General features: G+C 40.8%; 26 protein-coding genes. 9 read left to right on the forward strand and 17 right to left on the reverse strand.

The window, feature by feature from the left end; translation table 11 throughout:
• The first annotated feature begins 65 nt into the window (after nt 1-65).
• Together pyrF and yciH are read left to right on the forward strand one after the other, a co-directional pair.
• Nucleotides 66-806 (forward strand): orotidine-5'-phosphate decarboxylase, encoded by a 741-nt coding sequence (gene pyrF, locus Xentx_RS03245; protein ID WP_074018845.1) that lies wholly within the window; start codon nt 66-68, stop codon nt 804-806.
• Nucleotides 799-1,122 (forward strand): stress response translation initiation inhibitor YciH, encoded by a 324-nt coding sequence (gene yciH / locus Xentx_RS03250; RefSeq protein ID WP_074018846.1) that lies wholly within the window; start codon nt 799-801, stop codon nt 1,120-1,122. Before pyrF ends, yciH begins: the two co-directional genes overlap by 8 nt.
• 116 nt (nt 1,123-1,238) lie before the next feature.
• On the opposite strand, the gene bla is transcribed toward yciH, so the two are convergent.
• From bla to Xentx_RS03295, 10 genes are all read right to left on the reverse strand, one after another.
• Nucleotides 1,239-2,204 carry a class A beta-lactamase gene (gene bla / locus Xentx_RS03255; RefSeq protein ID WP_074018847.1) on the reverse strand — a complete coding sequence of 322 codons (966 nt, stop codon included), beginning with the start codon at nt 2,202-2,204 and terminating at the stop codon, nt 1,239-1,241.
• 107 nt (nt 2,205-2,311) lie between these two features.
• Nucleotides 2,312-4,249: an exoribonuclease II gene (locus tag Xentx_RS03260; RefSeq protein WP_074018848.1), complete on the reverse strand. Its 1,938-nt coding sequence runs from the start codon at nt 4,247-4,249 to the stop codon at nt 2,312-2,314.
• A gap of 389 nt (nt 4,250-4,638) precedes the next feature.
• Nucleotides 4,639-5,271 carry an endonuclease III gene (gene nth / locus Xentx_RS03265; RefSeq protein ID WP_074018849.1) on the reverse strand — a complete coding sequence of 211 codons (633 nt, stop codon included), beginning with the start codon at nt 5,269-5,271 and terminating at the stop codon, nt 4,639-4,641.
• Between the two features lie 13 nt (nt 5,272-5,284).
• Nucleotides 5,285-5,989, reverse strand: coding sequence for an electron transport complex subunit E (locus Xentx_RS03270; protein ID WP_074018850.1), 705 nt, complete (start codon nt 5,987-5,989; stop codon nt 5,285-5,287).
• A gap of 2 nt (nt 5,990-5,991) precedes the next feature.
• Nucleotides 5,992-6,618: an electron transport complex subunit RsxG gene (gene rsxG, locus Xentx_RS03275; RefSeq protein ID WP_074018851.1), complete on the reverse strand. Its 627-nt coding sequence runs from the start codon at nt 6,616-6,618 to the stop codon at nt 5,992-5,994.
• Between the two features lie 16 nt (nt 6,619-6,634).
• Nucleotides 6,635-7,714: an electron transport complex subunit RsxD gene (rsxD, locus tag Xentx_RS18440; RefSeq protein ID WP_083600858.1), complete on the reverse strand. Its 1,080-nt coding sequence runs from the start codon at nt 7,712-7,714 to the stop codon at nt 6,635-6,637.
• A gap of 12 nt (nt 7,715-7,726) precedes the next feature.
• Nucleotides 7,727-9,745 (reverse strand): electron transport complex subunit RsxC, encoded by a 2,019-nt coding sequence (gene rsxC, locus Xentx_RS18445; protein ID WP_083600859.1) that lies wholly within the window; start codon nt 9,743-9,745, stop codon nt 7,727-7,729.
• Nucleotides 9,738-10,361: an electron transport complex subunit RsxB gene (gene rsxB, locus Xentx_RS03285; protein ID WP_074018852.1), complete on the reverse strand. Its 624-nt coding sequence runs from the start codon at nt 10,359-10,361 to the stop codon at nt 9,738-9,740. Before rsxB ends, rsxC begins: the two co-directional genes overlap by 8 nt.
• Nucleotides 10,361-10,942 (reverse strand): electron transport complex subunit RsxA, encoded by a 582-nt coding sequence (rsxA, locus tag Xentx_RS03290; protein WP_074018853.1) that lies wholly within the window; start codon nt 10,940-10,942, stop codon nt 10,361-10,363. The genes rsxB and rsxA overlap by 1 nt, the downstream gene beginning before the upstream one ends.
• A 117-nt stretch (nt 10,943-11,059) precedes the next feature.
• Nucleotides 11,060-11,500, reverse strand: coding sequence for a DUF2569 domain-containing protein (locus Xentx_RS03295; protein WP_074018854.1), 441 nt, complete (start codon nt 11,498-11,500; stop codon nt 11,060-11,062).
• 167 nt (nt 11,501-11,667) lie between these two features.
• On the opposite strand from Xentx_RS03295, the gene Xentx_RS03300 reads away from it, so the two are divergent.
• Both Xentx_RS03300 and Xentx_RS03305 read left to right on the forward strand, forming a co-directional pair.
• Nucleotides 11,668-12,708 (forward strand): oxidoreductase, encoded by a 1,041-nt coding sequence (locus Xentx_RS03300; RefSeq protein WP_074018855.1) that lies wholly within the window; start codon nt 11,668-11,670, stop codon nt 12,706-12,708.
• Nucleotides 12,709-12,746: 38 nt separating this feature from the next.
• Nucleotides 12,747-13,736 (forward strand): bile acid:sodium symporter family protein, encoded by a 990-nt coding sequence (locus Xentx_RS03305; RefSeq protein WP_074018856.1) that lies wholly within the window; start codon nt 12,747-12,749, stop codon nt 13,734-13,736.
• Between the two features lie 41 nt (nt 13,737-13,777).
• Here the strand turns inward: Xentx_RS03305 and add are convergent, their stop codons facing one another.
• From add to manA, 3 genes are all read right to left on the reverse strand, one after another.
• Nucleotides 13,778-14,779 carry an adenosine deaminase gene (add, locus tag Xentx_RS03310; protein ID WP_074018857.1) on the reverse strand — a complete coding sequence of 334 codons (1,002 nt, stop codon included), beginning with the start codon at nt 14,777-14,779 and terminating at the stop codon, nt 13,778-13,780.
• A gap of 197 nt (nt 14,780-14,976) precedes the next feature.
• Entirely contained in the window at nt 14,977-16,476 is a 1,500-nt protein-coding gene (locus Xentx_RS03315) for a YdgA family protein (RefSeq protein ID WP_074018858.1), read from the reverse strand.
• A gap of 125 nt (nt 16,477-16,601) precedes the next feature.
• Nucleotides 16,602-17,774, reverse strand: a complete 1,173-nt coding sequence (gene manA, locus Xentx_RS03320; protein WP_074018859.1) for a mannose-6-phosphate isomerase — start codon at nt 17,772-17,774, stop codon at nt 16,602-16,604.
• A 171-nt stretch (nt 17,775-17,945) separates the two neighbouring features.
• Between manA and fumC the strand changes: the two genes are divergently transcribed.
• On the forward strand, nt 17,946-19,340 hold the full coding sequence (fumC, locus tag Xentx_RS03325; protein ID WP_074018860.1) for a class II fumarate hydratase: 1,395 nt from the start codon (nt 17,946-17,948) through the stop codon (nt 19,338-19,340).
• Nucleotides 19,341-19,398: 58 nt separating this feature from the next.
• On the opposite strand, the gene tus is transcribed toward fumC, so the two are convergent.
• Nucleotides 19,399-20,325, reverse strand: coding sequence for a DNA replication terminus site-binding protein (gene tus / locus Xentx_RS03330; RefSeq protein WP_074018861.1), 927 nt, complete (start codon nt 20,323-20,325; stop codon nt 19,399-19,401).
• A 213-nt stretch (nt 20,326-20,538) separates the two neighbouring features.
• On the opposite strand from tus, the gene Xentx_RS03335 reads away from it, so the two are divergent.
• Nucleotides 20,539-21,171: a helix-turn-helix domain-containing protein gene (locus Xentx_RS03335; protein WP_074018862.1), complete on the forward strand. Its 633-nt coding sequence runs from the start codon at nt 20,539-20,541 to the stop codon at nt 21,169-21,171.
• Between the two features lie 120 nt (nt 21,172-21,291).
• Here Xentx_RS03335 and Xentx_RS03340 read toward each other — a convergent pair whose 3' ends face one another.
• Entirely contained in the window at nt 21,292-22,566 is a 1,275-nt protein-coding gene (locus Xentx_RS03340) for an MFS transporter (protein ID WP_208607532.1), read from the reverse strand.
• A gap of 132 nt (nt 22,567-22,698) precedes the next feature.
• Between Xentx_RS03340 and Xentx_RS03345 the strand changes: the two genes are divergently transcribed.
• The 3 genes from Xentx_RS03345 (at nt 22,699) to bioD (ending at nt 24,894) form a co-directional block, all read left to right on the forward strand.
• The gene (locus tag Xentx_RS03345; protein WP_074018863.1) at nt 22,699-23,619 is read left to right on the forward strand and encodes a LysR family transcriptional regulator; all 921 of its coding nucleotides are present in this window, start codon (nt 22,699-22,701) and stop codon (nt 23,617-23,619) included.
• Between the two features lie 142 nt (nt 23,620-23,761).
• Nucleotides 23,762-24,076, forward strand: coding sequence for an ROK family protein (locus Xentx_RS03350; RefSeq protein ID WP_074018864.1), 315 nt, complete (start codon nt 23,762-23,764; stop codon nt 24,074-24,076).
• Nucleotides 24,077-24,210: 134 nt separating this feature from the next.
• Nucleotides 24,211-24,894, forward strand: coding sequence for a dethiobiotin synthase (gene bioD / locus Xentx_RS03355; protein ID WP_074018865.1), 684 nt, complete (start codon nt 24,211-24,213; stop codon nt 24,892-24,894).
• A 57-nt stretch (nt 24,895-24,951) separates the two neighbouring features.
• On the opposite strand, the gene Xentx_RS03360 is transcribed toward bioD, so the two are convergent.
• Both Xentx_RS03360 and Xentx_RS19510 read right to left on the reverse strand, forming a co-directional pair.
• Nucleotides 24,952-25,272, reverse strand: coding sequence for a DUF1161 domain-containing protein (locus Xentx_RS03360; protein WP_244149813.1), 321 nt, complete (start codon nt 25,270-25,272; stop codon nt 24,952-24,954).
• Between the two features lie 4 nt (nt 25,273-25,276).
• Nucleotides 25,277-25,456, reverse strand: a complete 180-nt coding sequence (locus Xentx_RS19510) for a DUF1283 domain-containing protein (protein WP_074018866.1) — start codon at nt 25,454-25,456, stop codon at nt 25,277-25,279.
• Between the last annotated feature and the right edge of the window lie 8 nt (nt 25,457-25,464).

Raw genomic sequence — 25,464 nt, forward strand, 5'->3', positions numbered from 1 at the left:
TATTCATTAGTGATTAAAGTTTTTATAACCAATTCAAGTTAATTAGTAAATCAAAGGGCCTAGAAATGACCTCCCACACAGTTCAAACTTTAGATAAACAGATTGATTCGCCTGTTATTGTTGCATTGGATTATAACAATCAGGATGCAGCTCTGGCATTTGTCGATAAGATTGATCCACAATCCTGTCGTCTGAAAGTGGGTAAAGAAATGTTTACACTATATGGCCCGCAATTTGTTCAGGTGCTGCATCAGCGTGGCTTTGATGTTTTTTTGGATCTTAAATTTCATGATATTCCCAATACAACGGCGAGAGCAGTAGCAGCTGCGGCTGAACTAGGCGTGTGGATGGTTAATGTTCATGCAAGTGGTGGTGCGAGAATGATGACAGCAGCAAAAGAAGTGTTATTGCCCTATGGTAAGGATGCACCTCTGTTGATTGCTGTGACAGTGCTGACCAGTATGGAACAATCTGATCTCTTGGGTATAGGCGTTGATATGACTCCAGTGCAACATGCGGAGCGCTTGGCATTATTGGCAAAACGGTGTGGTTTAGATGGCGTAGTTTGTTCAGCTCATGAAGCACAGCAATTGAAAACAGTATGTGGACAAGCGTTCCAACTTATTACCCCAGGTATTCGTCCTGAAGGTACAGAAGCGGGGGATCAGCGCCGGATCATGACACCTTCTCAGGCGGTTCAGGCTGGGGTGGATTATATGGTGATCGGGCGTCCAATTGCCAGAGCAGAAAATCCAGCATTAGCGCTACAGCAGATTAACCAATCTATTGGAATTATTCATGGATAATAACTCTCGCTTAGTTTATTCAACGGATGGTGGCCGTATTTATGAGGAAAAAGTAAAACCTTCTCGTCCGAAAGGTGATGGTATTGTACGTATTCAGCGTCAATCCAGTGGCCGTAAAGGAAAAGGTGTTTGTGTGATTACTGGCATAGATGCTGATGACCAAACCTTGGCTAATTTGGCAGCCGAATTGAAGAAAAAATGTGGTTGTGGAGGGGCTGTCAAAAATGGTGAAATTGAGATTCAAGGCGATAAACGTGACTTACTGAAGCAATTGCTGGAAGCAAAAGGAATGAAGGTAAAATTGGCTGGAGGTTAAGCCTGGCTCGTTATATATAAGCTATGCAGTCAATAAATTGCATAGCTTGTTAATTAAACTAAATTAATCGAATAAATATTTACCATATCAGTCAACATGGAAAGGGCTATGAATGCTCACTTCTTGCTTGTTTCGTTTCCCCTGTTATTGGTCACAATGCTTGTAGCTGCTGCCAATACGTCAGGACGGGCGCTGGCTTCTTTGTTATCTGGCTGAGTAAAATAAGTCACCAGAACCAACGGTGCTCTGTTGGATACGGGCCAAATTACCGCGATATCATTTGTTGTACCATAGTCACAACGACCTGTTTTATCTCCCACAATCCAATCCTTGGGTACTCCCGCACGAATACTGGCTCCACCAGTTGTATTGCCTTTTATCCACTCGGTTAATTGTTCACGTTGTGTTGTAGCCAGGGCATTGCCTAACACTAAATTATATAGACTCTTTGCCATAGCTTGTGGAGTAGAAGTATCACGTTTATCACCTGGAATAGCGGTATTTAATTCGGGTTCATGACGATCGAGGCGAAAAGAATTGTCACCGATAGTACGGGCAAACCGTGTCACTTCACTTGGACTATTCAGTTGGTTAAGAAGCAAATTCATAGCCGTATTATCGCTGTATTGTAGTGTTGCTGCGCTCAACTCTCTTAAGGTCATACCATCGTTGAGATATTTTTCCGTAATTGGGCTGTATTCAACAAGATTTGATTGTTGGTAGTGAACTCGTTGATTTAATAGGTGAACATTTGTTTCGCTTTGTTTCAGAATGGCGGATACTGCCATTAACTTACTAGTGCTGCATAGGGGAAAACGCTCGTTTGCACGGTAAGATATGGTGGAATGATCAGCTGTGTCTATTAATACCACACCAAGCCGGCCATTGGCATTTTTCTCTAAGATGGAAAGTCGGTGGGTGATCTCATTTATCTTGCGGAGATCTCTTGCAGGCGATATTTCATTTTGGTAAGAAATTTGATTGTTATGAATGGTTGCACTGGCTGGAAAAGTAAATAAAACACCAAGTAAGGAAGCAAAGGTGGTTGTGAAACCTATTCGGTTCACCGAAGAAAATAACATGTGGAAGTCCTTATATGGATTATCATCTTATTGTTATTACAAAATACAAAAGCTGCCACCATTTATGGCGGCAGAGATATTTTATAGAAATGACTTGTAAGATGTGTCTATACAGGGCGTGCCACAATATTGCGGGTTTCCATTCTGACATCTTCAATACGGACATGGATAATATCATTCAAACGGTGAACGGTTTCACCTTTAATCAACACGGAACCTGTTTCTTGACTACATTGAAGTTCATCACGAATTGCATGCAAAAATGGCCCAGGGACGAAAGCGATGGCACCGTTATCTACCAATCGAACTCGCAGGCCACCGCGGGTGATATCGATAATTTCTGCTGGGAATTTTTTATCTGTGCCAGCATGAGGTTGCAAGAAACGGGCATAGAGCCAATCACCAACATCACGCTCTGCCATGCGGTTAGCCCGGCGGCGTTCGGTTAATTGCAGGCAAAGATCTTCGGTTGGTCTTTCTACCTCCACTTGATGGATAATTACTTTTAATAAACGGTGGTTGATAATATCGCCGTATTTACGGATAGGGGATGTCCAGGTAGCGTAAGCATCAAATCCTAAACCAAAGTGTGGGCCTGGATCTGTTTTGATTTCAGCAAAAGTTTGGAAACGGCGGATACGGCTGTCCAAGAATTGGGTTGGTTGTCTATCCAGCTCACGGCGCAGTTCACAGAACCCCTCTAGTTTCAGTAGCGCTTCAGCGTTAGCTTCAATGCTATGTTCCTTGAGAACTTCGATAACCTGCTCAATCTGGGTAGGTTCAAAGCCAGTATGGACATTATAAATACCAAAGCCTAACTTATTGTGCAGAATTTTAGCTGCACATAAGTTCGCTGTGATCATGGCTTCTTCAACAATGCGGTTGGCTGAACGGCGTTGTTCAATAACGATATCAACAACATTGCCATTTTCATCAAGAATAAATCGATAATCCGGACGTTCCTTGAAAACCAGCGCGTTTTGCAGACGCCAGTTATTGCGACGTTCACACATCTCTTTTAGGATAGTGAGTTGGCTAGTCACGGCGGCTGATTCTGGTTTCCAACCTTCTTGGCCTTCTAACCAGTCTGAGACTTCGTCATAAACCAGCTTAAATTTAGACTCAACCCAAGCAGAGAAGAATTGAATATCATCGCCCAATTGACCATCTTCGAGAATTGAAACCTGACAAACCAGGGCAGGGCGGCGTACATTAGGGCGCAGAGAGCATAGGTTATCCGATAGCTCACGGGGGAGCATTGGAATATTGAAACCTGGCAGGTAATTGGTGAAACTGCGCTGATAGGCAATTTTATCCAGTTCGCTGTCCGCTTTGATATAAGCAGTAGGATCTGCAATTGCAATAGAAAGTTTCAGGCTGCCGTCATCATTTTTGGTGATATGCAGGGCATCATCCATATCTTCGGTTGTTGCACTGTCAATAGTGACAAAATCAAGAGCGGTCAGATCGGTGCGTTCGATAGTATTATCGTCCAACTGGCAATCCATCATCACTGGCGCTTCACGTTCCAGTTCATGGCGAGTTAATGTCACCCACCACGGTGCGTAGTGGTCATCACCTTGCGTAATATAGCCAGTGATTTCAGCATGAAAACCACGATCACCTTTCAGAGGATGTCGGCGCATTTCAGCTACTGCCCAGTCGCCATTTTCAAAGGTATGGTTGACGTGGTTCGCGGGACGGCAAGGGATAGTGTCTTTTAATAATGGGTGATCAGGAATAATCCATAGTCGGTTGTCATTCTCTTTCTTCTGGACCTTTCCTACAAAACGGGTTAGGAAGGGTTCAATCAGAGACTCAGGTTCGGCAATTTCCTTCTCTTTGTCTGTGTGGATAGCAGCGGTAATCCGATCACCGTGCATTACTTTCTTCATGTGAGGAGGTGGAATAAAATAACTTTTTTGGCCGTCGACTTCTAAAAATCCAAAACCTTTCTCAGTTCCTTTGACTAAACCTTCTACACGTAGGGTCTGGGCGTGAAGTTGCTGTTTTAGCTGCGCAAGCAGCGGATTATTTTGAAACATAATATCTGGGGAATATGGAGTTATTATCGATAATTTTGGACAACAGTTTTACGCGAATCGAGAGTATGGAGCAAGTAACATCTTATCAAAACAGGAAAAATTGCGATGTAAGACCACAAATCAGTCGTTTTCCGAAACGGGGAATAATTATTTACCCATCTACTGATACGGTAGTGTTGTTAAGTTATATTAAAGTCTAATCCGTATTAGGTAACGTTTGAAAAATAAATATTTAGTTACAACATACTTTTAATTATTTTTAAAAAAACTATAAATACTGACAAAAAACTATAAATTTCAGTAGGAAAATAACAGTTTTGGTATTTTTTCGGTCTGCCCCCTGTAAAAATTAAATAGGAGACAGACTAATGGAGATTTAAGATTTTTTACTATTCGTTTTTATCCGTATATTCACAAAGATCCTCAATAATACAGGAGCTACAACGCGGCTTACGAGCAATACAGGTATAACGACCATGCAAAATCAGCCAATGATGACAATCAACTTTGAATTCAGACGGTACAACTTTCAATAAATTCTTTTCGACTTCATCAACATTCTTCCCTGGTGCAAATTGGGTTCGATTGCTGACACGAAAAATATGCGTATCAACGGCAATGGTTGGCCAACCAAAAGCAGTATTTAAAACAACATTAGCAGTTTTTCGACCGACACCTGGTAATGCTTCTAGTGCTGCGCGGTTCTCCGGTACTTCTCCTTGGTGTTTTTCCAGCAATATCCGGCAGGTTTTGATTACATTTTCAGCTTTAGTATTATATAACCCAATGGTTTTTATATACTCCTTTAAACCATCAACACCTAAATTAAGGATCGCTTGCGGGGTATTGGCAACGGGATATAGTTTTGCCGTTGCCTTATTCACGCTAACATCTGTAGCCTGCGCAGATAGTAATACGGAAATCAGTAATTCAAATGGAGAATTAAACACCAGCTCGGTAGTTGGATGTGGATTGTTATCCCGTAAACGGGTGAGTATCTCAATCCGTTTTTTTTGATTCATATCTGGTTACTCTTCAGCTTCTTGTAATATGGCTTCCACAGCCTTTTTCTACGTTATACTGGCGTTCTTTATTTTCTGCCCGATGCCTGATGCGTTCATCAATGATATATTTTCCTGCCAGCATCAAACCTAACCCAATAAAAGCACCCGGTGGTAGGATGGCGAGCAGGAAAGGGGAGTCCAGATGAATTATTTCAATACGTAGTGATTTAGCCCAACTACCCAGCAATAAATCCGCACCATCAAAAATAGTCCCGTTTCCCAAAATTTCTCGTATAGTACCCAATACAAATAGGGCGAAAGTTGCCCCCAGCCCCATTGAAAGGCCATCAATCGTCGAGTGGTAAACTGAATTCTTTGATGCATAGGCTTCGGCGCGACCAATAACGATACAGTTAGTCACAATCAAGGGAATAAAAATTCCCAGTGACTCATAAAGGCCGAAAGCAAAAGCGTTGATTAACATCTGGACGGCACTGACGACAGACGCAATTATCATCACATAGATTGGGATACGGATTTCATGGGGTACCCAACGACGTAGGGCAGACACTGCCATATTGGTACTCATCAAAACCAGCGTTGTCGCTAATCCTAATCCCAGGGCATTGGTTGCTGTAGAGGAAACGGCCAATAAAGGGCAAAGCCCTAAAAGCTGTACCAATGCGGAGTTATTTTTCCATAGCCCCTGAATAAATAAATTCTTAGTTTCATTCATAATTATTTCTCTTCACAAGTTGGCATGGAAGAAAGTTGTGTCGGTACTGTTTCCAGATAAAGAGCGGTTCGTTTAACGGCATTGACAACAGCACGTGGTGTAATGGTTGCACCAGTAAATTGATCAAATTCTCCTCCATCTTTTTTGACCGCCCAATTGTGATCATCCTTTGACATTATTTTTTTACCAGAGAAAGCATAGATCCAATTGGAAATTCTGGTATCTATTTTATCTCCTAAACCGGGTGTTTCATGGTGTTCAGTTACACGAACACCAAGTACTTTGCCAGAAAAATCAGCCCCAACCAGTAACTGGATTGCACCAGAATAACCATCAGGGGCTGTACTTTCTAATGCAGCAGCGACCGGAACGCCTTTTTTACGGGCGAGGTAAAGGCGGTGAGGTTGTTCAGTGCCTAATGCATTGTTTGTTACTAGATAACATTCATTTTGCATATCATTATCGTATAAAGCAGGAGGAACAACTTGATCTAATAACACCTTATGCTGTAAAGCTGACTGTTCAGCGATCCGATCTTTTGTTAACGAATAAACAATTGCTGTTAACCCTGTCGTAAATGCCGCGAAGATTGCGAGGGTAATACCGTGACGACGCATAGTTTCTAACATAGCACTTTCTCTTTTCCTATTTATGGCCGTAAACACGAGGCTGGGTGTAATGGTCAATAAGTGGTACACATATGTTTGCCAGTAATACCGCAAATGCAACAGCATCAGGATAACCACCATAAACACGAATTATCCAAATAAGCCCACCAATAATGGCTCCGTAAATCAAGCGGCCTCTTGGTGTTGTTGCTGCGCTAACTGGATCAGTCGCAATAAAAAATGCACCTAACATGGTTGCACCGGAAAAGAGTTGCAATAAAGGAGGTGAATAACGAGTAGGATCAAGGAGCCAACTAATCAATGCACAAATACCCAGTGACAAAATAAATGCAGTTGGGATTTGCCAATTAATGATTTTTCGGTTGAGCATAATCAGGCCACCAACCAAATAAGCAATGTTAACCCATTGCCAGCCAATACCTGCTAAAACTCCTTGTAATATAGGTTGTTGCAATACTTCATCAATATCGTGAGTCAACCTACCAGTTTTGAAACTATCCAGCGGTGTTGCTTGACTCAATCCATCAATACCTTGTTGCAGTTGTAACAAAGTGGAGCCATCTGGTGTGTGTCCTGTGAAAATGACCATCAGGCTATCCCACGGTGTTAACGTGAATGTCTGTAAAGATTCTGGGGGCATCCAACTGGTCATTTGTATAGGAAATGAGATCAACAGAACGACATAGCCAATCATGGCAGGGTTAAACGGATTTTGCCCAAGTCCGCCATACAGATGTTTAGCAATAATGACAGCAAAAAATGTACCGAGCACGATTAGCCACCATGGTGCTAATGGTGGCAGGCTAATACCTAAAAGTAATCCTGTGACTAAAGCAGAGTTATCTTTGAGATAGGGAAGTATTAGTTGTTTTTTCAATGCGATAGCAGCAGATTCAGCTAAAAACGCGGTAATGACAGCTAGCAAAATCTGGAATAATGTTCCATAGCCAAAGAAATAGGTCTGGGCAGCAATACCGGGTATGGCAGCTAAAACCACCCAAAGCATGATCTGGCTAGTGCTTTTTTGATTGTGCGTAAAAGGCGAACTTGCGACTTTTAGTTGGTTGTTGTCAGTTTTTACTGGCCTAAATTTCATCGATAAATTTCACTATTCTGTTGTAATTATTTGTTCTTCTTGAGCTTGAGCGGCTTTTTTGGCTTTGACTCGAGCGATAGCAGCCGCAACAGCCGCTTTACGAGGATCTGTTTTTTCTGGCTCTTTGGAAACAGCCTGCGGTGGAGTCGATTCCGGTTGGTTTTGAGCGGCTTTCTTAGCCTTGGCGCGAGCGATAGCAGCCGCAACAGCTGCCTTGCGTGGATCTTGTTTATCATCCACGCTATTTTGTTGAGGATCTTCTAGTGACGTTGTCACCTCCACGCTTTGTGCTGCTTTTTTCGCTTTTGCTCTGGCTATCGCAGCAGCTAAGGCGGCTTTACGTGGATCATTGTCTTCAACCGGTGTTGATATATCTATATCTGCTTCTGGGCTTGTAGTAATTTGTTTTTCTGCCTGATGAGCACGCAACTGTTCTTTTCTGGCCTTACGTGTCGCAATTGCTGCTGTATTGTCAGGTAATTGGCCTGATTGCACAATGATAGATTCACCTGCATTCTCCTGTTTTTCCTTCACGCGGGCAAGAGCGGCTTGTACAGCACTTTTATCACTGCTATTTACTTGAACAGCCGCTTTCTTATGGCGTTCTTCACGCGCCAATTTTTCCCGTTCCAGACGTGCCTGTTTGGCTTCAAAACGTACCTTAGCTTCGGTAGAGCGGCGTGCTTCTGATTCTATCGCCCATATTTCAGCTTTTTCCTGTCGGTAGTATTGAACTAGGGGAATGTTACTTGGGCAGACATAAGCACAAGCACCACACTCAATACAGTCGAATAAATGATGATTTTTGGCCTTTTCATGTTCTTGCCCTCGACTGAACCAGTACAGTTGTTGTGGTAACAATCCGGCAGGGCATGCTTCAACGCATAAGCCGCAGCGAATACACGCTTCTTCAATGACTTTGGGTTCCATCTCTTGTACCGAAGGTGCAAGAATACAGTTACTTATTTTGACGATAGGGACATTCAAATCAGGTAAAGTGAATCCCATTAATGGCCCACCCATAATGACCATTTGTTCTGATCCTGGGTTAAATCCGGCTTGTTGTAACAGGAAGTGAACGGGTGTGCCGAGGCGAGTCCAGAAATTACCGGGATAAGTGACAGCTTCACCTGTTAGCGTAACTACACGTTCGATTAACGGTTCGCCATCAATAATGGCTCGTTTTATCGCCACTACTGTCCCCACGTTTTGCATAAGAACACCGATGTCAGAAGAACGACCGCCAGAAGGTACTTCTTTTCCGGTCAGGATCTTGGTCAGTTGTTTGGCACCACCAGAAGGATATTTTGTTGGAATGACGCGCACAATGATGGATTTATCACCATTAAGGGCTGCGTTTAAGGCATTAATTGCTTCGAGTTTGTTATCTTCAATACCGATCAACACCTGCTTTGGATTAAGCAGGTGTACCAAAATACGGATACCTTCAATAACTTCTTTCGCATGTTCCTGCATTAAACGGTCATCAGCAGTGATATAGGGCTCACACTCAGCCGCATTGATAATCAGAGTGTTGAGATTGTGTCGTCCACCTTTAAGTTTTGTTTCAGTAGGAAAGCCAGCACCGCCTAAGCCAGCAATACCTGCTTGTTGAATGCGTTGCAATATTTCATTGGCATCCAGTGTCGTATAATCAGCGACCTTGTTGCGTTCTTCCCATTGATCTTTACCATCAGGGTGTAATCTGACACACAATTCTTTTAACCCAGAAGGGTGTGCCGTAACGCAAGGTTCAATTGCGATAATTGTTCCTGATGTGGAAGCATGAACAGGTACTGTTCTTCCCATTCCAAGCGTTAAAGCCTGACCTTTCAATACATTATCACCCACTTTAACTAGTAATTCGCCTTCTGGCCCCAAATGTTGCTGTAGAGGGATGATTAATTCATTCGGCAATGGAGCATGGCGTAATGGGGTACAGCTAGATTGCAGCTTCATTTCTGGTGGATGGATACCACCATCAAAATCCCAGATTTTATTTTTGTTAAGCAAGTTGAACAGATTAAACATAGGTTTTAACCTCAACAGGCTTAGCAGGGGAGAACAAAGTAGGTTCTGGTGTTACGGGAATATTTTTTACTGGAATGGTGTTTAAATCCCATTTCCAATTTGAGGTAGTAGTAGCAACGGGAATCATCGTAATGCAATCTGTTGGGCAAGGTGCAACACATAGGTCGCAACCTGTGCAGAGATCTTCAACAACGGTGTGCATGGCACGGTTTGCACCAATAATGGCGTCTACAGGGCAAGCCTGGATGCATTTTGTGCAGCCTATGCAATTTTCTTCGTCAATGAAAGCCACTTTTCTGGCTGGATTTTGAACGCTATCGTCGCCATCTAACGGTTGTGGATCAACACCCAGTAATCCAGAGAGTTTGAGCATAACTTGCTCTCCACCAGGGGCGCATTTATTGATCATCTCACCATTATTGGCAACCGCTTCCGCGTAGGGGCGACAACCAGGATAACCGCACTGTCCACATTGACTTTGGGGTAATAGGTTGTCGATATTTTCAACAATTGGGTCTTCTTCTACTTTAAAACGACGGGCAGCAAAACCAAGAATTAAGCCAAAGGCTAATCCGAGTATGCTTAACACGCCGATAGCAATCCATAATGACATCATTAGAATTTTACCAAACCACTAAAGCCCATAAATGCGAGGGACATTAACCCTGCAGTAATAAGCCCTATCGATGAACCACGAAAAGGGACAGGAATGTTGGCAACAGTCAGGCGTTCCCGAATGCCGGCAAATAGCACCATGACAAGGGAAAAACCTGCGGCAGCGCTGAATCCATATACAGCAGATTGTAAAAAATCGTGGGATTGATTGACATTCAACAACGCGACACCAAGTACAGCACAGTTGGTTGTAATCAGAGGCAAGAATATTCCTAACAAGCGATAAAGTGTCGGACTGGTTTTGCGGACAACCAATTCAGTAAACTGAACGACAACCGCAATAACGAGAATAAAGCTCAGAGTTCGCAAATAAACCAAATCAAGCGGAACAAGAATAAATGTGTTTACCAGCCATGCGCAGATAGAGGCCAAGGTAAGGACAAAAGTTGTTGCCAGACCCATACCGATGGCGGTTTCGAGTTTTTTGGATACCCCCATAAATGGGCATAGACCCAAGAATTTTACTAAAACAAAGTTATTGACCAAGACTGTGCCAATAAATAACAAAAGGTATTCGATCATTGCTATACCTGAAAATAAGATATTGGAAAATGGAACACTGCTTACGTAGTTTGAGTAGAAATTCCCCACTTGAATGTGGGGAAGTGGGGCAATGATAACAATCAATTTTGGGGTATGTTATCGATCTTGTGTGAAAGTCATTTTCACCCGATGGGAGCGTTTAATATAAGGAATGAAAACGGTGGCGGCCAGTAATGACCATAATAGGGAACGTATTGCTATTTCATCAGAAATGGGAGAAAAGGCGAAAGTTTTTATCGCTATCAACACGGAAACCATCAGCCAAATAATAAAAATACGAGGGAATCGTTTCGAGCGAATAAAAAGTAGCGTCAATACCCATACAGTAAAACACCACATCATTATCGTGGTTAATACTGAGATATACCACAAGGCGGTAAAATTGCCACCAATTTGATTAATAGCCTCGTTTTTATGAATAAACGTCATTATATATAGCAATAACATCAAACTGGCAGCGATTAATGTCATGAGCAGATATGCGGCAGGCGCTAATAACCAGCCATTAATACGATAATAATCATTGGACTGATACATAAAAAGTTTTCACTCCATCATGAGTGTCTTTGATATTAGGAAAATGATTATAGGAAAAAGATAGTAGTACTGGAATTAAGATTATTTGCTAACGTGTGAGAGGTGGTGATACTTTCTGATGCCTGATTACTCGTTTACGATATTATGATCATTTTTTAGAGGCAGTTATGAGTGATTTTTTAAAAGTTGGTTTGGTAGGTTATGGTTATGCAAGTAAAACTTTCCATGCTCCATTGATTGCAGGAACACCCAATATTGAATTGGTTGCCATTTCCAGCAGTGATGCAGATAAGGTTAAAAAAGACTGGCCAACAATATCAGTCGTTTCCTCTCCAGAAGAACTCTTCATTGATCCCAACATTGACCTTATTGTGATCCCAACACCCAATGATACTCACTATCCATTAGCACAAAAGGCATTGGCAGCAGGTAAACATGTAGTCGTTGATAAGCCTTTTACTATTACGGTAGAACAGGCTCAATTACTGAAAAAGCAAGCGGAAGAAGCCAATTTATTGTTGTCTGTGTTCCATAATCGTCGTTGGGATTCTGGCTTTCTAACGGTGAAATCAATCATCAAAGAAAATAAATTGGGGGCTCTGAAATATTATGAATCCCATTTTGATCGTTATCGCCCCGTTGTTCGTCAGCGCTGGCGTGAAGCTGCCGGAGCTGGTAGTGGCATCTGGTATGATTTAGCTCCTCATTTACTGGATCAGGCAGTCCAACTTTTTGGTAAACCACAAGCCATCACAGCGGATTTTAGCATGGTGCGTCCGAATGCAGAGACTGCGGATTATTTTCATGCACAGCTCACATATTCTGATTTGAAAGTTGTATTACATGCAACCATGCTTGCAGCGGCAGAATCACCTATCTATACATTACATGGTATGGCTGGCAGTTATACCAAGTATGGGCTGGATCCTCAGGAAGAGCGTTTAAAGGCAGGGGAAAGGCCGCCACGAGCAGACTGGGGATATGATGCCCGGGATGGTTATATGACATTGTCACAAGATGATAACTGGGTTACGAAAGTTTTTCCTACTGTGCCTGGCAACTATGGCGCTTATTATGCAGCTATTCGTGATGCGATTTTGTTTGGAAAACCGAATCCGGTGACTGCCAGCGAGGCTATTTTGGTTATGAAACTTATTGAATCAGGTGAAAAATCGGCAAAAGAACAGCGCACAATCTTTATTGACTAATTAAACGGTGGCAGGTAGGGCAAGGGGAGCTTGTATCGATGAACGTATTGCAAAAATTAAGAATTGATCCTTTTTTAGTTACATTGATTACGGTGGTCATCATTGCATCATTTTTTCCTTGTGAAGGTGAAGCTAAAAAGTGGTTTCAATACTTAACAACGGCTGCTATTGCATTATTATTTTTTATGCATGGAGCGAAGTTATCCCGTAATGCCATTTTGGCAGGGATAGGGCATTGGCGATTACATTTGGTGATTTTCACTAGCACTTTTATTTTGTTTCCCATACTGGGTATGGGATTAAGTTTCATCGTGCCGGAATGGATGTCACCAACAGTTTATATGGGCTTTCTTTATCTTTGTGCTTTACCTGCCACAGTGCAATCGGCTATTGCCTTTACTTCCGTTGCAGGAGGAAATGTTGCTGCGGCGATATGCAGTGCTTCTGCTTCAAGTCTATTAGGCGTATTCCTATCGCCATTATTGGTTGGTTTCTTGCTCCAAGCTCATGAGGGGGGGACTCAAACTGATACCTGGAAGGCGATAAAAGATATTATCTTGCAGCTGATGGTGCCTTTTATTGTTGGACACTTATCTCGTCCTCTGATTGCCAGTTGGGTGGAAAAACATAAAAAATTGGTCAATATGACGGATCGTTCTTCTATCTTGCTGGTGGTTTATGTTGCATTTAGTGAGGCGGTGGTGGAAGGTATCTGGCATAAAATAGATGCTTATTCACTTTTCATGATTGGGATCGTCTGCTGTGTTTTATTAGCTATTGTATTAATAATTAACGTACATAGCTCGCGTTTGCTGGGTTTTGGTAAAGATGACGAAATCACTATTGTGTTTTGTGGTTCGAAGAAAAGTCTGGCTAATGGCGTGCCAATGGCGAATGTATTATTTCCCGCGCCAATGGTAGGTGTGATGCTGTTACCGTTGATGATTTTCCACCAAATCCAACTAATGGTTTGTGCTGTCCTTGCTCAGCGTTATGCGCAGCGCCTAAAAATCGAAAAGGCAGAGTGACTTTCTGCCTTTTTGGCATAACTTGGAATAAACAGTGTTTTTTAGCAGTTGGCAACTTTTTCTTTCAGCGCCTGTTTTTCCGCTTCACTAAGGAATGCTGTTGCCAATCCATTGATCTGCGCCTGTCGGATCTGCGCTGGAGACAGTCCTGCTGCTGGTGCAGCAACGTTATACTCATGGCGAATTTCAATACCTTCTACTGCAGGATCGTCTGTATTGATTGATGCCAAGATACCGTGCTCAAGGAATTTTTTCAGCGGGTGAGCTTGCAAGGAACTGACTGTGCTAGTTTGCAGGTTTGATGTTAGGCAGGATTCAATACCTATGCCGTGTTTAGCCAAATAATCCATTAAGAATGGATCAGTAATTGCTTTAACGCCATGTCCAATACGTGTTGCGCCCAATTCACGAATAGCGTGCCAGATGCTTTCCGCACCTGCGGCTTCGCCGGCATGTACACTAATATTCCAACCCGCATCGCGCGCTCGGATAAAGTGTTGTTCAAAGAGATGCCCAGGGAAACCTAACTCATCACCAGCCAGATCTAATGCGGTGATATGTTGTTTATGGGCAAGAAGTCCGGCGAGTTCTTCGGTGCAAGCTTTTTCTCCAAATGTTCTACTGAGGATACCAATCAAACGGACCTGAATATCATGTTGCTGGATTGCTGAATGAATACCATCGATCACTGCTTCCACGACGCCTTCAATGGGAAGTTGGTGCTTCATAGCCATGTAATGTGGGGAGAAGCGTAGTTCAGCATAATCAAGACCCGCATTGACTGCATCTTCAACGTTTTCAATGGCGACTCTGCGGCAAGCCTCCAAATCGGCAAGTACAGTCACACCCCAATCCAATTTTTGCAGGAAGCTGACAAGGTTAGGTTCATTTTCAATGATCTGGACATGAGGACGTAATGCTTCCAGCTCATAAGCTGGGAGTGGGATATTATGTTGACGAGCAAGATCCAAAATAGTTTCAGGACGGATATTACCGTCAAGGTGACGATGTAAATCAGTCAGTGGAAGCTGTATGTCAATCATTTTCTTATCCTTCTTATCAAATTTTATATATACAAAAAAGCCAGCCAACGTGTTGACTGGCAAGAAAGTGAAAGCATTATCGGTATCTTAATCTTAGCGATGTTCTAGATGATTAGGCTTTTTTAACCTAAAGCATATACTTTCTTATAGGAGAACCCGAAATCCGGGTTCTGGTTATTTATTATGTAACTGGACGCTTATTCAACGACAGGAAGCTCAGCATCGGCATCATCATAGGTTCCGGCAAGACCATTATCAAGTAGGAATTGATGTAAGTTGGACTCTTTGTCGTTTAAGTTGACTTTATCATTGGCGTAATGGAAATTAAGGCCAATGACGCCGTCTTTATCAGTAAGTATTTTGTATTTAACTCCTTGTTGAGTAATCATCTGAACTTGTTGTTCTGCTTGCGCTTCTGCGACAGCTTTATCCTTACCATCTAGCATCGTTGACTGCGCAATAGATTCTATCAGCATGGCTTTCGGTAAATTAATATGCAAGGATAATTCTTGAATCAGAGTACGAACCATTTCTTCCGGCTCCATAAGTTGCAATGCACTTTTATCTTCCGGAATATTTTGTAAGGATAGTTTGAAATCTACTGAACTCTCGCCTTTGCTATTTTTCCAACTAAAAGGAGAAATACTGAATTGCGGATTGTTATTCAGAAGGAGATGTAAGTTACTGAGAATCGCTAGGGAAGTCGTATCATAAGATACTTTATCCGTAGTCAAGGCTGCTTCTGCCGCATCATTATAGGCTTGGGTAAATTTACGTACAGACTGGCCATCGAGTTTTTCCATACCCAGAGCTAACTTACCAGAGCCAAACTCTATATCCTTAATCTTTACACCATCAATGCTATAAACGATTTTGATGTTCAGATTGTCTTTATCCTCACCTAAATTGGATGTCACTTTCATTCCCTTAAGAGCGATATTTGGCTCATTAGGAATTCCATTCATGCTGAATTCACCAATGCTGTAGCTTTGATCTCCGGTATAGATATCGAATTTACCTTTCTTATTATCCGATTTAAAATCAATGCTTTTAAATGCAATTTTTTCTTTTTTGATAGGATCACTGAAAGAGAGTTCATCACTTTTGACAGTGAATGAAAATTCACTCAAATCATGATTAGCGCTGGCATTGATTTTTGCCCCTGAGAATGACAGAACCCGTTGGTCACCTTCTTTAGTTTCCGTATGATTAATAGGGATCAGTTCAATGTTAGCTGAGAGTGAGCGGCTATAACTGACTTTAGCATCTAAGCTAAACAGTGATTTTCCGTTTGTGATATTAAATAGCGTTTTCAATGCATCATTTTTTTCAAGTTCTGCGTGGATAGAGGCCATTTGAGGTATCAAATTGAATGCCTTTAGGTTATTCATGGGAAATGGCCCATGATCGATCGTCGATTTTAAAATGATTTCTTCATTTGGCGGAATGTCGGCATTTTTTACACCATTTTTGATGTGTAGGATAAAACGGACATCGGAGCTGAAAATACCTCGTTTGAAATCTTTTGCTTGCCATTCTATGCCACTTTCAGGAAACGATTTTTCCAGTTCAGTGTTTGCCTTTTTTACGAAGCTATCTAAACGATCTTCAAGTTTCTTACCTGTATACCATGATGCTCCTGTCCATACAGCACCCAGAGCGACCACAATGCTTACTGCAACTAACGATTTTTTCATGTAGAAATCCCATCCTTTTAACGCATATACATGGGCGTATTATGCGTTTTGTATTTATGTCAAAATTCACTGAAAATATGATTAACAACCAATAAAATAATCATAACCATATGAATATAATAAAATTAACTGGACACCTTGGCTATTCTCCCCTTGCCATAAAAAGTTATGGTATCTTCGATAGCAGGCAAGAAAATTGATTCGCCTGAAAGTAATCTCAACTGCTGCTTATCAGTGTTGATAACTGCTTGTCCTTCAACACAAAATAGAACCGATGCTGAATGATTTTCCAATGAAATTGGTTGTTCTGAAACAGAATAAACAGAAAAACAAAAATCATTAACAGGAACAGGGTAATTCAGCGCATCTTTCTCTTGTCTTGGCATGGTTAGCAAAGTATCGGCAGCTTTTGGAATAAAATCCAGATTAGCCATTAATTCAGAAACATCAATATGCTTGCTGGTTAAACCGGCACGCAAAACATTGTCAGAATTGGCCATAACTTCCAGGGCGACGCCATCAAGATAGGCATGGGGAGTGCGGGCATATAAAAACATTGCCTGACCGGGTTCTAGTTCAACGATATTGAGTAAGAGTGGGGCGAATAGTCCATTATCATCGGGATAGAACGAGGTCATTCTTTTGATGGTATCCCACGGTTCGCCCTGATGACAGTTTAATGCTGACTTTAAGACTGCCATCGCCAAATGCTTTTGTTCTCCTTGCATATTCAATAACTGTGAAAACAAGAGCGACAGATTTTGCTCGGTCGGTTGCTGGAGGAATGTTTGAATATCTGGATGTGCGGCAGAAACATAATCCAATAATTGCGCGATCTCAGATAAGGGCCTAAAAGCATTCATGGCCTTGAACGGTGTCAGTGCATAGACCAATTCAGGTTTGTGGTTATCGTCTTTATAGTTGCGTTGTGCTGAATCTAACGGTATCCCTTGAGCATTTTCTTTGGCAAAACCTATTTCTGCTGATGTCTTATCAGGATGCACTTGAATAGATAATGGCTGAGCTGCACACAATACTTTGAACAAGAAAGGTAACCGCTGGAATTGTTGGGTCACTTTTTCCCCAAGGTATTTCTCTGGTTCTTTATCGATCAAGGAATTCAAGGCAATAGTTTCACCCGTTTGAGGATCCGTGACCAGTGAACTACATTTTGGATGTGCTCCCATCCATAGTTCTGCCATTGGCTGATTATCAGGGTTCTCGATACCATAAATATCCGTCAGAGCGGTTTTACTTCCCCAGTCATAATGTTGGACTTTGTTGGTCATTTTCAGCATGGCAAAATTTCCTATAATAAGAAATAAATTATTTATATGACAACAATACAATAAACACGGTCAGGTCGCATTATCGATAATGAATTTATGGCATGATAAATAGTGCCGACTAATATATCTGCAAAGTTTGTTCTGGCGTATTCAATTATTCTGTGTGCTAAGGAGATAGTAATGGCAGCCACTCGCATTGAAAAAGACTCAATGGGGCCTATCGAAGTACCTGCTGACCAATTATGGGGGGCGCAAACTCAGCGTTCACTGGAGCATTTCCGCATTTCTCAGGAAAAAATGCCCGTTGCATTGATTCATGCTCTTGCATTGACTAAACAAGCTGCGGCCAGCGTTAATATGGAGCTTGGTCTTCTGCCTCAAGAACGTGGCGAAGCAATTATCGCTGCGGCGAAAGAGGTGTTGGAAGGCAAACATTCAACAGAATTCCCTCTTGCTATCTGGCAGACCGGTTCGGGAACCCAAAGCAACATGAACATGAATGAAGTGTTAGCGAACCGTGGTAGTGAGATCCTTGGTGGTAAAAGGGGTAACGAACGTCTGATTCATCCTAATGATGACGTTAATAAGAGTCAAAGCTCTAATGATGTTTTTCCAACTGCCATGCATGTTGCAGCAGTTACTGCATTACGTGAACATCTGTTACCAGAGTTAAAAGTATTACAAAAAACTCTGGCAGATAAAGCAGAAGCATTTAGAGACATCGTAAAAATTGGCCGTACTCACTTACAAGATGCAACTCCATTGACCTTAGGCCAGGAGATTTCTGGCTGGGCAGCCATGTTAACGTATAACTTGAAACACATTGAATATAGCATTCCTCATGTGTGTGAACTGGCACTGGGTGGTACTGCGGTAGGAACTGGTCTGAATACTCATCCTGAGTATGCTGTTCGTGTTGCGCAAAAAATTGCTGAATTATCAGGCCATCCTTTTGTTACTTCGCCGAATAAATTTGAAGCCCTGGCAACTTGCGACGCACTAGTGCACTCACACGGTGCATTGAAAGGTTTGGCTGCATCATTAATGAAGATTGCTAACGATGTTCGTTGGTTGGCTTCTGGCCCTCGTTGCGGTATTGGTGAAATTTCCATTCCTGAAAATGAGCCAGGCAGCTCCATCATGCCAGGCAAAGTGAACCCAACTCAGTGTGAAGCGATGACCATGTTATGTGCCCAAGTCATGGGTAACGATGTGGCGATCAATATTGGTGGTTCGTCTGGTAACTTTGAACTAAACGTATTCCGTCCTATGGTTATTCATAACTTCCTGCAATCCGTTCGATTGCTGGCGGATGGTATGCGTAGTTTCAATGAGCATTGTGCTATTGGCATTGAACCTAACCGTGAACGCATTACCCAGTTGCTGAATGAATCACTAATGCTGGTAACGGCATTGAATACTCATATTGGTTACGATAAGGCTGCTGAAATTGCTAAAAAAGCACATAAAGAGGGCCTGACTCTGAAACAATCAGCTCTTCAGCTAGGGTATTTGACTGAAGTTGAATTTGATGAGTGGGTTCGCCCTGACGATATGGTTGGCAGTATGAAGTAATGTTTGTTATATAAGCAAAAATGCAAAAGCCGGAGTAGTGTTCTCCGGTTTTTACACCTTAGATTTCTTTGTAAAGATGTAAGCGAGGAATGACTAACTCAAGTGGCTTCGCTTTGGGTTTATGCTTATGTTTTATTGTGTTGACATTGTAATTGGGCAAGGTGCCGATTTTAGGCTTGGTTTCACTATCTTCTGTATAGAAAACAATTAAAGGAACCGGACAGGCATATTGAACTTGTTTTTGTATTTCTGAATACCATACACGGGTAATAGGTTGCACTTTTACTGGTCGTTTGATTTTTAATATCACATCATCGGGTAATTTTTTAATATCAGTAATCTCCAATGCCACTAATGCTGCCCATTGATCTCTGGAGTAAGGTGGAACTACTCTCCCTGCATTATAGCTTTTCTCCAGTTTTTCCAGAATTTGTTGCTTAGTGACCTTATTAATGATGTTCTTATTGGCCCACCCAAAATTAATGGTGTCAGGATTTAGTAGAGGAGTGATAGTACGATAGGCATTCAAGGTAATGAGGCCTCGTAAATGATCATGAACAAATTCAAATCGTTGTTCCTTGCTGACACCTGATTCTTTGGTAACAATATTTTCCAATTCTATTTTTAATTGGTTTACGTCATTAATGATTTCTATTGCTTTTTGATATTGCTGGTGGTCGACAGTAAAACATAAAGCGCCTGGCAGTCGGCTTGCAGCTTTACTGCTGACATTAGGATTGTTATGGTATATGAATAGCTTCTGATAGAAGCATAAACCTACACTGAGCGCTTCATTTCCTAGTAGCGGATTGACTATGATTTCCGTTATTTGTTCATGTTCTTTACCTTTTTCTATTTTTGGTAATTCAAATACCCGTGCATCAATAAGTTGATAATTCATTAACAACCTAACCAGTTCAGATAGTTTTTCTTCTTGTTCTTTAAAGCAAGTTGTAAGTGATTCTACTGAAATATATTTTTTCATAATTATTCTCAAATACGAATCCTTATTTAGTTACAACATAATTTTATTATAAAAACAAAAAAACATCTACAATATCCCACTACAAAAACCAATCAAAAAAAAGTACCTATTGCGAAATAATTTAGCATTGTGATAAAAAATTAATAACGCATTAATCAAAAATCAGATGATTATCTGATTGATAGAGTGGGTCATACACCAAGGTCGTTAAATATGAAAAAATTAGTTAAACCATTGAATTCATTTGGTAAAGTAATGGATGCGTTATTGCCATACTCTGAATTAATCACGACCGATTTATCAACACAAGGAAAACTAATTAAAATAGAGAGTGAGTTTGCTAAGTTTTTTTTATTAGAGCAAGGATATGTTAATATTCGCAGAATTGGCGACAACTTAATCTTTGCTACGCTTTTTTCACCCTATGTTATCGGTTTGTCTTTCTATTCTGGAGCAGAAATCTATTATTCCATTGAAATAGGGGAAAATTGTAAAATTTACCAAATTCCTCGAATTAGCGCCTTAAATGCCATAAAGAAGCATGATCTCTATAGGGAGTGGATGAGAATAATTTCCTATAAAATATCTTTCTTATATGCCAGAGATATTAGCCTCTTTCGTCATAGCAATAAAGAAGTCGTATGTAGTTTGTTATCTCGCCTGATCACCTTACCTGAAGAATTCAGAGAAAATATTACGGTAATTAAATACATAGAGCAAAGATGCACACTTTCACGCAGCTGTATACAGCGAGTGTTACTCGCTCTAAAAAAGGAAGGATGTATTGAAATTATTGATGGGTATTTAACAAAGGTTTTAGTGTTACCGAATGAGTCCTATTATTAAAAATAAGATATTGCAGGTATCAGATAAGCAATGATTAATTTATATTATTTTAAATGTATTGATAAAAAAAGCCGACATCTATTACATGGATTAATATGATGTCGGCACAACCTTGTTTTATTATTTTTGTAATTTATTGAGTTTTAAGCCTAAATAAAGAGCAATAAGTGTTAGTAATGAAATAAATACGGCAACGCCGTTCCATGCAAAATAGAACCAAAATACTCCACCTAATGTCCCTGCAATACTGGAACCAGAGTAATAACAAAATAAGTAGAGTGATGATGCTTGCGCTTTTGCTCGCTTGGCTCTCTGTCCTATCCACCCACTAGCAACTGCATGGGCGGCAAAGAAACCTGTTGTCAGTATCATCACACCCAATATTACTGCCCAGATAGGGGAAAATAGAGTGATTATGCAACCAATCAGCATTATACCAATAGCTGCTAATAATACTTTTCCTCTCCCATGCTTGCTTGTTAGTCCTCCAGCTTTAGTTGCACTGTAAGTTCCTGTTAAGTAGATAATAGATAACAAACCAACAATAGTCTGGCTTAAATGATAAGGTGCTTCTAATAATCGATAACCAATGTAGTTAAACATGGTGACGAAACTTCCCATAAGCAAAAAAGCTTCAGCAAATAGCAAGGGAAGACCTTGATCACGGAAGTGTAGCTTCAAATTGATAAGTAATGATTTAGGCTTTAATGAACTGGATTTAAAATTCCTGGATTCCGGTAACATCTTCCAAAACGCAATGGCGGAGATTAAGGAAAATGTACCTAATAAGATAACGGCGATCCGCCATGAATGGTGATCAGCAATCACACCAGTAATTAAACGTCCACTCATCCCTCCTATTGAATTACCACTAATATAGAGGCCGATAGATAAGGCTACATGACTGGGATGGATCTCTTCACTTAAATAAGTCATCGCAACGGCAACAACACCACTTAATGATAAACCTGCTAGTGCGCGCATAAACAAAATTCCGTGCCAGCTTGTTACAACAGAACTTAAAATAGTAAAAACGGCGGCGGCAATAAGTGATACGACCATAACATTTTTACGGCCAAGTGCATCGGATAAAGAGCCTGTTATTAATAGACCGAGGGATAACATCCCTGTGGAAAGTGATAGAGCCAAACTACTATTGGCTGGCGAGATATTAAATTCATCTGATAAAATCGGTAAAATGGGTTGAAAAAAATAAAGCAATGCAAAAGTTGCCAGCCCAACAGCAAAGAATGAGAGAGTGACTCTCAGGTATACAACATCTTCACGCTGAATGTAATGTTGTTTACTTTTGTATCCTTGATTGATCGTGTTTTCAACATCTCTTTCGACGCCAGAAGCTGCTGATTTTTCACTGACGCTTTGGATTGTACTCACGCTACTTCCTTATCTATGTAAAACAAACGTTAACTACTTGATGTAGATCAAGGATAGGAATTCATAAATATATTGTCTAATATATTAATCATTAAAAATGATACTTTAAAAGTATCAATAGGGTGATAAATAATGACTACTAATATTGAGCTCAGACACTTACGTTACTTTATTGCTGTGGCAGAAGAGTTGCATTTTGGACGCGCAGCAGAACGATTGAATATTTCACAACCACCATTAAGTCAGCAAATCCAGGCGCTGGAAGCAAATATAAACGCCCAGTTACTGGTGCGTAATAACAGAAATGTCAATTTAACACCTGCTGGACATATGTTCCTTCAGGAAGCATATCAAATCATTTCCCAGGTTGATGCTGCGGCAACCAAAGCAGCTAGAATGCAGCAAGGAGAGTTAGGGGAGATATCTATTGGCTTTACATCCACCGCACCTTTTATGCAAAAAGTAACTCTGAGTTTACGTCAATTCCGAGAACGTTATCCTGATGTCGCCATTCATATGCATCAAATGAATACTAAACAGCAAATAGCGCCTTTGCAGACAGGCAGAATTGATATAGGAATTATGCGTAATACATCATTGCCCGATAATCTGGAACATCAATTACTCTTTCGCGAGCGTTTTATGTTGGCAGTATATGATGATCATCCTCTGCTGAAATACGCTAATGAAGGTGTGAATTTGGAAATGCTATCTGATTATCCACTGGTATTTTTTGAACGTGATGTAGGGACAGCACTGTATGATGAAATTATTTCCTTATTAGCTAATGTAGGAGTGGTTCCGACAATTTCTCAGGAAGCAGGGGAAGCAATGACAATATTAGGATTAGTTGCTGCGGGATTAGGGGTAAGCATTATTACAGAGTCGTTTATCCGAATGAAACTGGATGGAGTTCAATATCTACCTTTAGCAAACAATCCTGCTTACTCCGAAGTTTGGTTGGTTAAACATAAAAATTACAATAACAGTGCCGCGGCAGATCGGTTAACACATCTTCTGATTTCAAACATTGTGGATGAAGCTAATAGCTAAAATCGTTCATAAAAAGTAATAATCACGATAAGTTCGTGTGAAAGATCACATTTCTACCTCAAACGAATATCTTCTCATTTAAACGGAGACATAATCGTCATTATTAATTTTTTAGTAGCGTGAATGAAATGCAGGAGGCGAGGTGAGTATAGAAGGTAATCCATTGGTAACAAAAATTATTTATGATGTAGGAGAACGAATAGGGAGTATCATGGCGATTATGGTCAACATCTTTAACCCTGAAAAAATCTTGATTGGTTCACCGCTGAACAGTGTTAAACATATTCTCTATCCTGCCATTCAACGACAGATAGCGCAGCGTTCACTTCCCGATTATAGCAAACAAGTTGATATTGTGGCTACCCAATTTGACAATATAGGCACACTACCTGCGGCAGCCTTAATTAAACAAGCATTGTATAATGGTGAATTATTGCTCGAACTTATGCAAGGGTAACACCCATCAGGCAAAACATTGAGCTAACGCAACCCCTATCTCATATACATCCCCTACACTCTAATCTTACTCGTTAAAGAGAGTAATAACCGATCGATCTGCTCTGTTATTACAGAAAACGGAAAAATGAATTTATGTTAACGCGCTTATTTGTTACAGGCACGGATACCAACATCGGTAAAACAGTTGTTACCCGCGCATTATTGCAAGTCTTTAATCGTGAAGGAACAACCGTAGTAGGATATAAACCTATTGCGATAGAAAAACATGAAACTCCGGAGGGAATACGTAATCGTGATGCCTTAGTCATACATAGATCTTCACCGGTACAAGTGGATTATGAAGAAATCAATCCTGTTATTTGGGAAAACAATTATGAAGAAGAAAATCGTGCTGATTTTACTCAAATGACAAAAAGTTTAAGAAATTTAGGCTATAAAGCAGATCGTGTCATTATTGAAGGTAACGGTGGCTGGCGTATGTTACTGGAAGATGAAACGTTTTATTCTGATTGGGTTGTGCAAGAAAAAATTCCCGTCATTTTGGTCGTTGGTATTCAGGAAGGTTGTGTTAACCATGCCATTCTAACTGCGCAATCCATCATGAATGATGGTCTACCCCTGATTGGTTGGATTGCAAATCGCATCAATCCAGGACTAGCGCATTACGCCAAGGTATTGGAAAGGTTACGGCGTCACATACCAGCTCCACAATTGGGAGAAATACCTTATCTTTTAAGACCAGAAGAGCGTGATTTATCTTGTTATCTGGATGTTCCTGCGATATTGGCATTTGATAATTTACCCCTTGATGATTAAAAAGAGAAATAAAAAGGGAGCTAATTACGCTCCCTTTTCCGAAAGTCAGAAGGAATATTACTCTTGGCCTTTCTTATCACTTTGTATTTCGGTTGGAGCCGTGTCAGTGTGAGAAAGACGGACGTAGACTATTTTTTGTTTGCCGTGATCACAATAACCAACAATTTTTCCATTTGTAGTATTGTTTTCAGTAACTTTATCACTAGGGACTAAGTCAAGGCTAAAATCTGTTTGTGAAACACCATTTTTGATAATTTTCTGTGCAATTTCTTCTTTCAAGCTTTCACATGTTACCTTTTGTGAATCTTGAGCTTGCACCACAAAGGGAGAAAGCGCAAAAAACAAAGCTCCAGTCAGTAGGATCTTTTTCACCATCATCTCCTTATCTTGATGTCAGTGTTGATTTTATTAAGGTACCTGTATTGATATCCAGACAACGTTTCGTGCTTGGTTCCCAGTAAGCATTAATATCGGAACTTTTCATACAGACTTCACGATTATCAACTTCCATTTCATACTTATCAAACTCTTTCTCTTTACAGTTGTCCACTTTCTCACGCACAAGGCATA

Origin of the sequence: Xenorhabdus thuongxuanensis (assembly GCF_001908095.1) — a bacterium.
In the GTDB taxonomy this organism is placed as follows: Bacteria; Pseudomonadota; Gammaproteobacteria; order Enterobacterales; family Enterobacteriaceae; genus Xenorhabdus; species Xenorhabdus thuongxuanensis.

Excerpts from the sequence above, each read along its gene's own strand:
- manA (WP_074018859.1), bottom strand. The coding sequence starts at position 17,774 with ATGCTGAAAATGACCAACAAAGTCCAACATTATGACTGGGGAAGTAAA.
- tus (WP_074018861.1), bottom strand. The coding sequence starts at position 20,325 with ATGAAAAAATATATTTCAGTAGAATCACTTACAACTTGCTTTAAAGAA.
- Xentx_RS03335 (WP_074018862.1), top strand. The coding sequence starts at position 20,539 with ATGAAAAAATTAGTTAAACCATTGAATTCATTTGGTAAAGTAATGGAT.
- rsxG (WP_074018851.1), bottom strand. The coding sequence starts at position 6,618 with ATGTTAGAAACTATGCGTCGTCACGGTATTACCCTCGCAATCTTCGCG.
- fumC (WP_074018860.1), top strand. The coding sequence starts at position 17,946 with ATGGCAGCCACTCGCATTGAAAAAGACTCAATGGGGCCTATCGAAGTA.
- Xentx_RS03295 (WP_074018854.1), bottom strand. The coding sequence starts at position 11,500 with ATGTATCAGTCCAATGATTATTATCGTATTAATGGCTGGTTATTAGCG.
- Xentx_RS03270 (WP_074018850.1), bottom strand. The coding sequence starts at position 5,989 with ATGAATGAAACTAAGAATTTATTTATTCAGGGGCTATGGAAAAATAAC.
- add (WP_074018857.1), bottom strand. The coding sequence starts at position 14,779 with ATGATTGACATACAGCTTCCACTGACTGATTTACATCGTCACCTTGAC.
- bioD (WP_074018865.1), top strand. The coding sequence starts at position 24,211 with ATGTTAACGCGCTTATTTGTTACAGGCACGGATACCAACATCGGTAAA.
- yciH (WP_074018846.1), top strand. The coding sequence starts at position 799 with ATGGATAATAACTCTCGCTTAGTTTATTCAACGGATGGTGGCCGTATT.
- rsxD (WP_083600858.1), bottom strand. The coding sequence starts at position 7,714 with ATGAAATTTAGGCCAGTAAAAACTGACAACAACCAACTAAAAGTCGCA.
- Xentx_RS03315 (WP_074018858.1), bottom strand. The coding sequence starts at position 16,476 with ATGAAAAAATCGTTAGTTGCAGTAAGCATTGTGGTCGCTCTGGGTGCT.
- nth (WP_074018849.1), bottom strand. The coding sequence starts at position 5,271 with ATGAATCAAAAAAAACGGATTGAGATACTCACCCGTTTACGGGATAAC.
- Xentx_RS03300 (WP_074018855.1), top strand. The coding sequence starts at position 11,668 with ATGAGTGATTTTTTAAAAGTTGGTTTGGTAGGTTATGGTTATGCAAGT.
- rsxA (WP_074018853.1), bottom strand. The coding sequence starts at position 10,942 with ATGATCGAATACCTTTTGTTATTTATTGGCACAGTCTTGGTCAATAAC.
- pyrF (WP_074018845.1), top strand. The coding sequence starts at position 66 with ATGACCTCCCACACAGTTCAAACTTTAGATAAACAGATTGATTCGCCT.
- rsxB (WP_074018852.1), bottom strand. The coding sequence starts at position 10,361 with ATGATGTCATTATGGATTGCTATCGGCGTGTTAAGCATACTCGGATTA.
- rsxC (WP_083600859.1), bottom strand. The coding sequence starts at position 9,745 with ATGTTTAATCTGTTCAACTTGCTTAACAAAAATAAAATCTGGGATTTT.
- Xentx_RS03260 (WP_074018848.1), bottom strand. The coding sequence starts at position 4,249 with ATGTTTCAAAATAATCCGCTGCTTGCGCAGCTAAAACAGCAACTTCAC.
- Xentx_RS03345 (WP_074018863.1), top strand. The coding sequence starts at position 22,699 with ATGACTACTAATATTGAGCTCAGACACTTACGTTACTTTATTGCTGTG.
- bla (WP_074018847.1), bottom strand. The coding sequence starts at position 2,204 with ATGTTATTTTCTTCGGTGAACCGAATAGGTTTCACAACCACCTTTGCT.
- Xentx_RS03305 (WP_074018856.1), top strand. The coding sequence starts at position 12,747 with ATGAACGTATTGCAAAAATTAAGAATTGATCCTTTTTTAGTTACATTG.
- Xentx_RS03360 (WP_244149813.1), bottom strand. The coding sequence starts at position 25,272 with ATGATGGTGAAAAAGATCCTACTGACTGGAGCTTTGTTTTTTGCGCTT.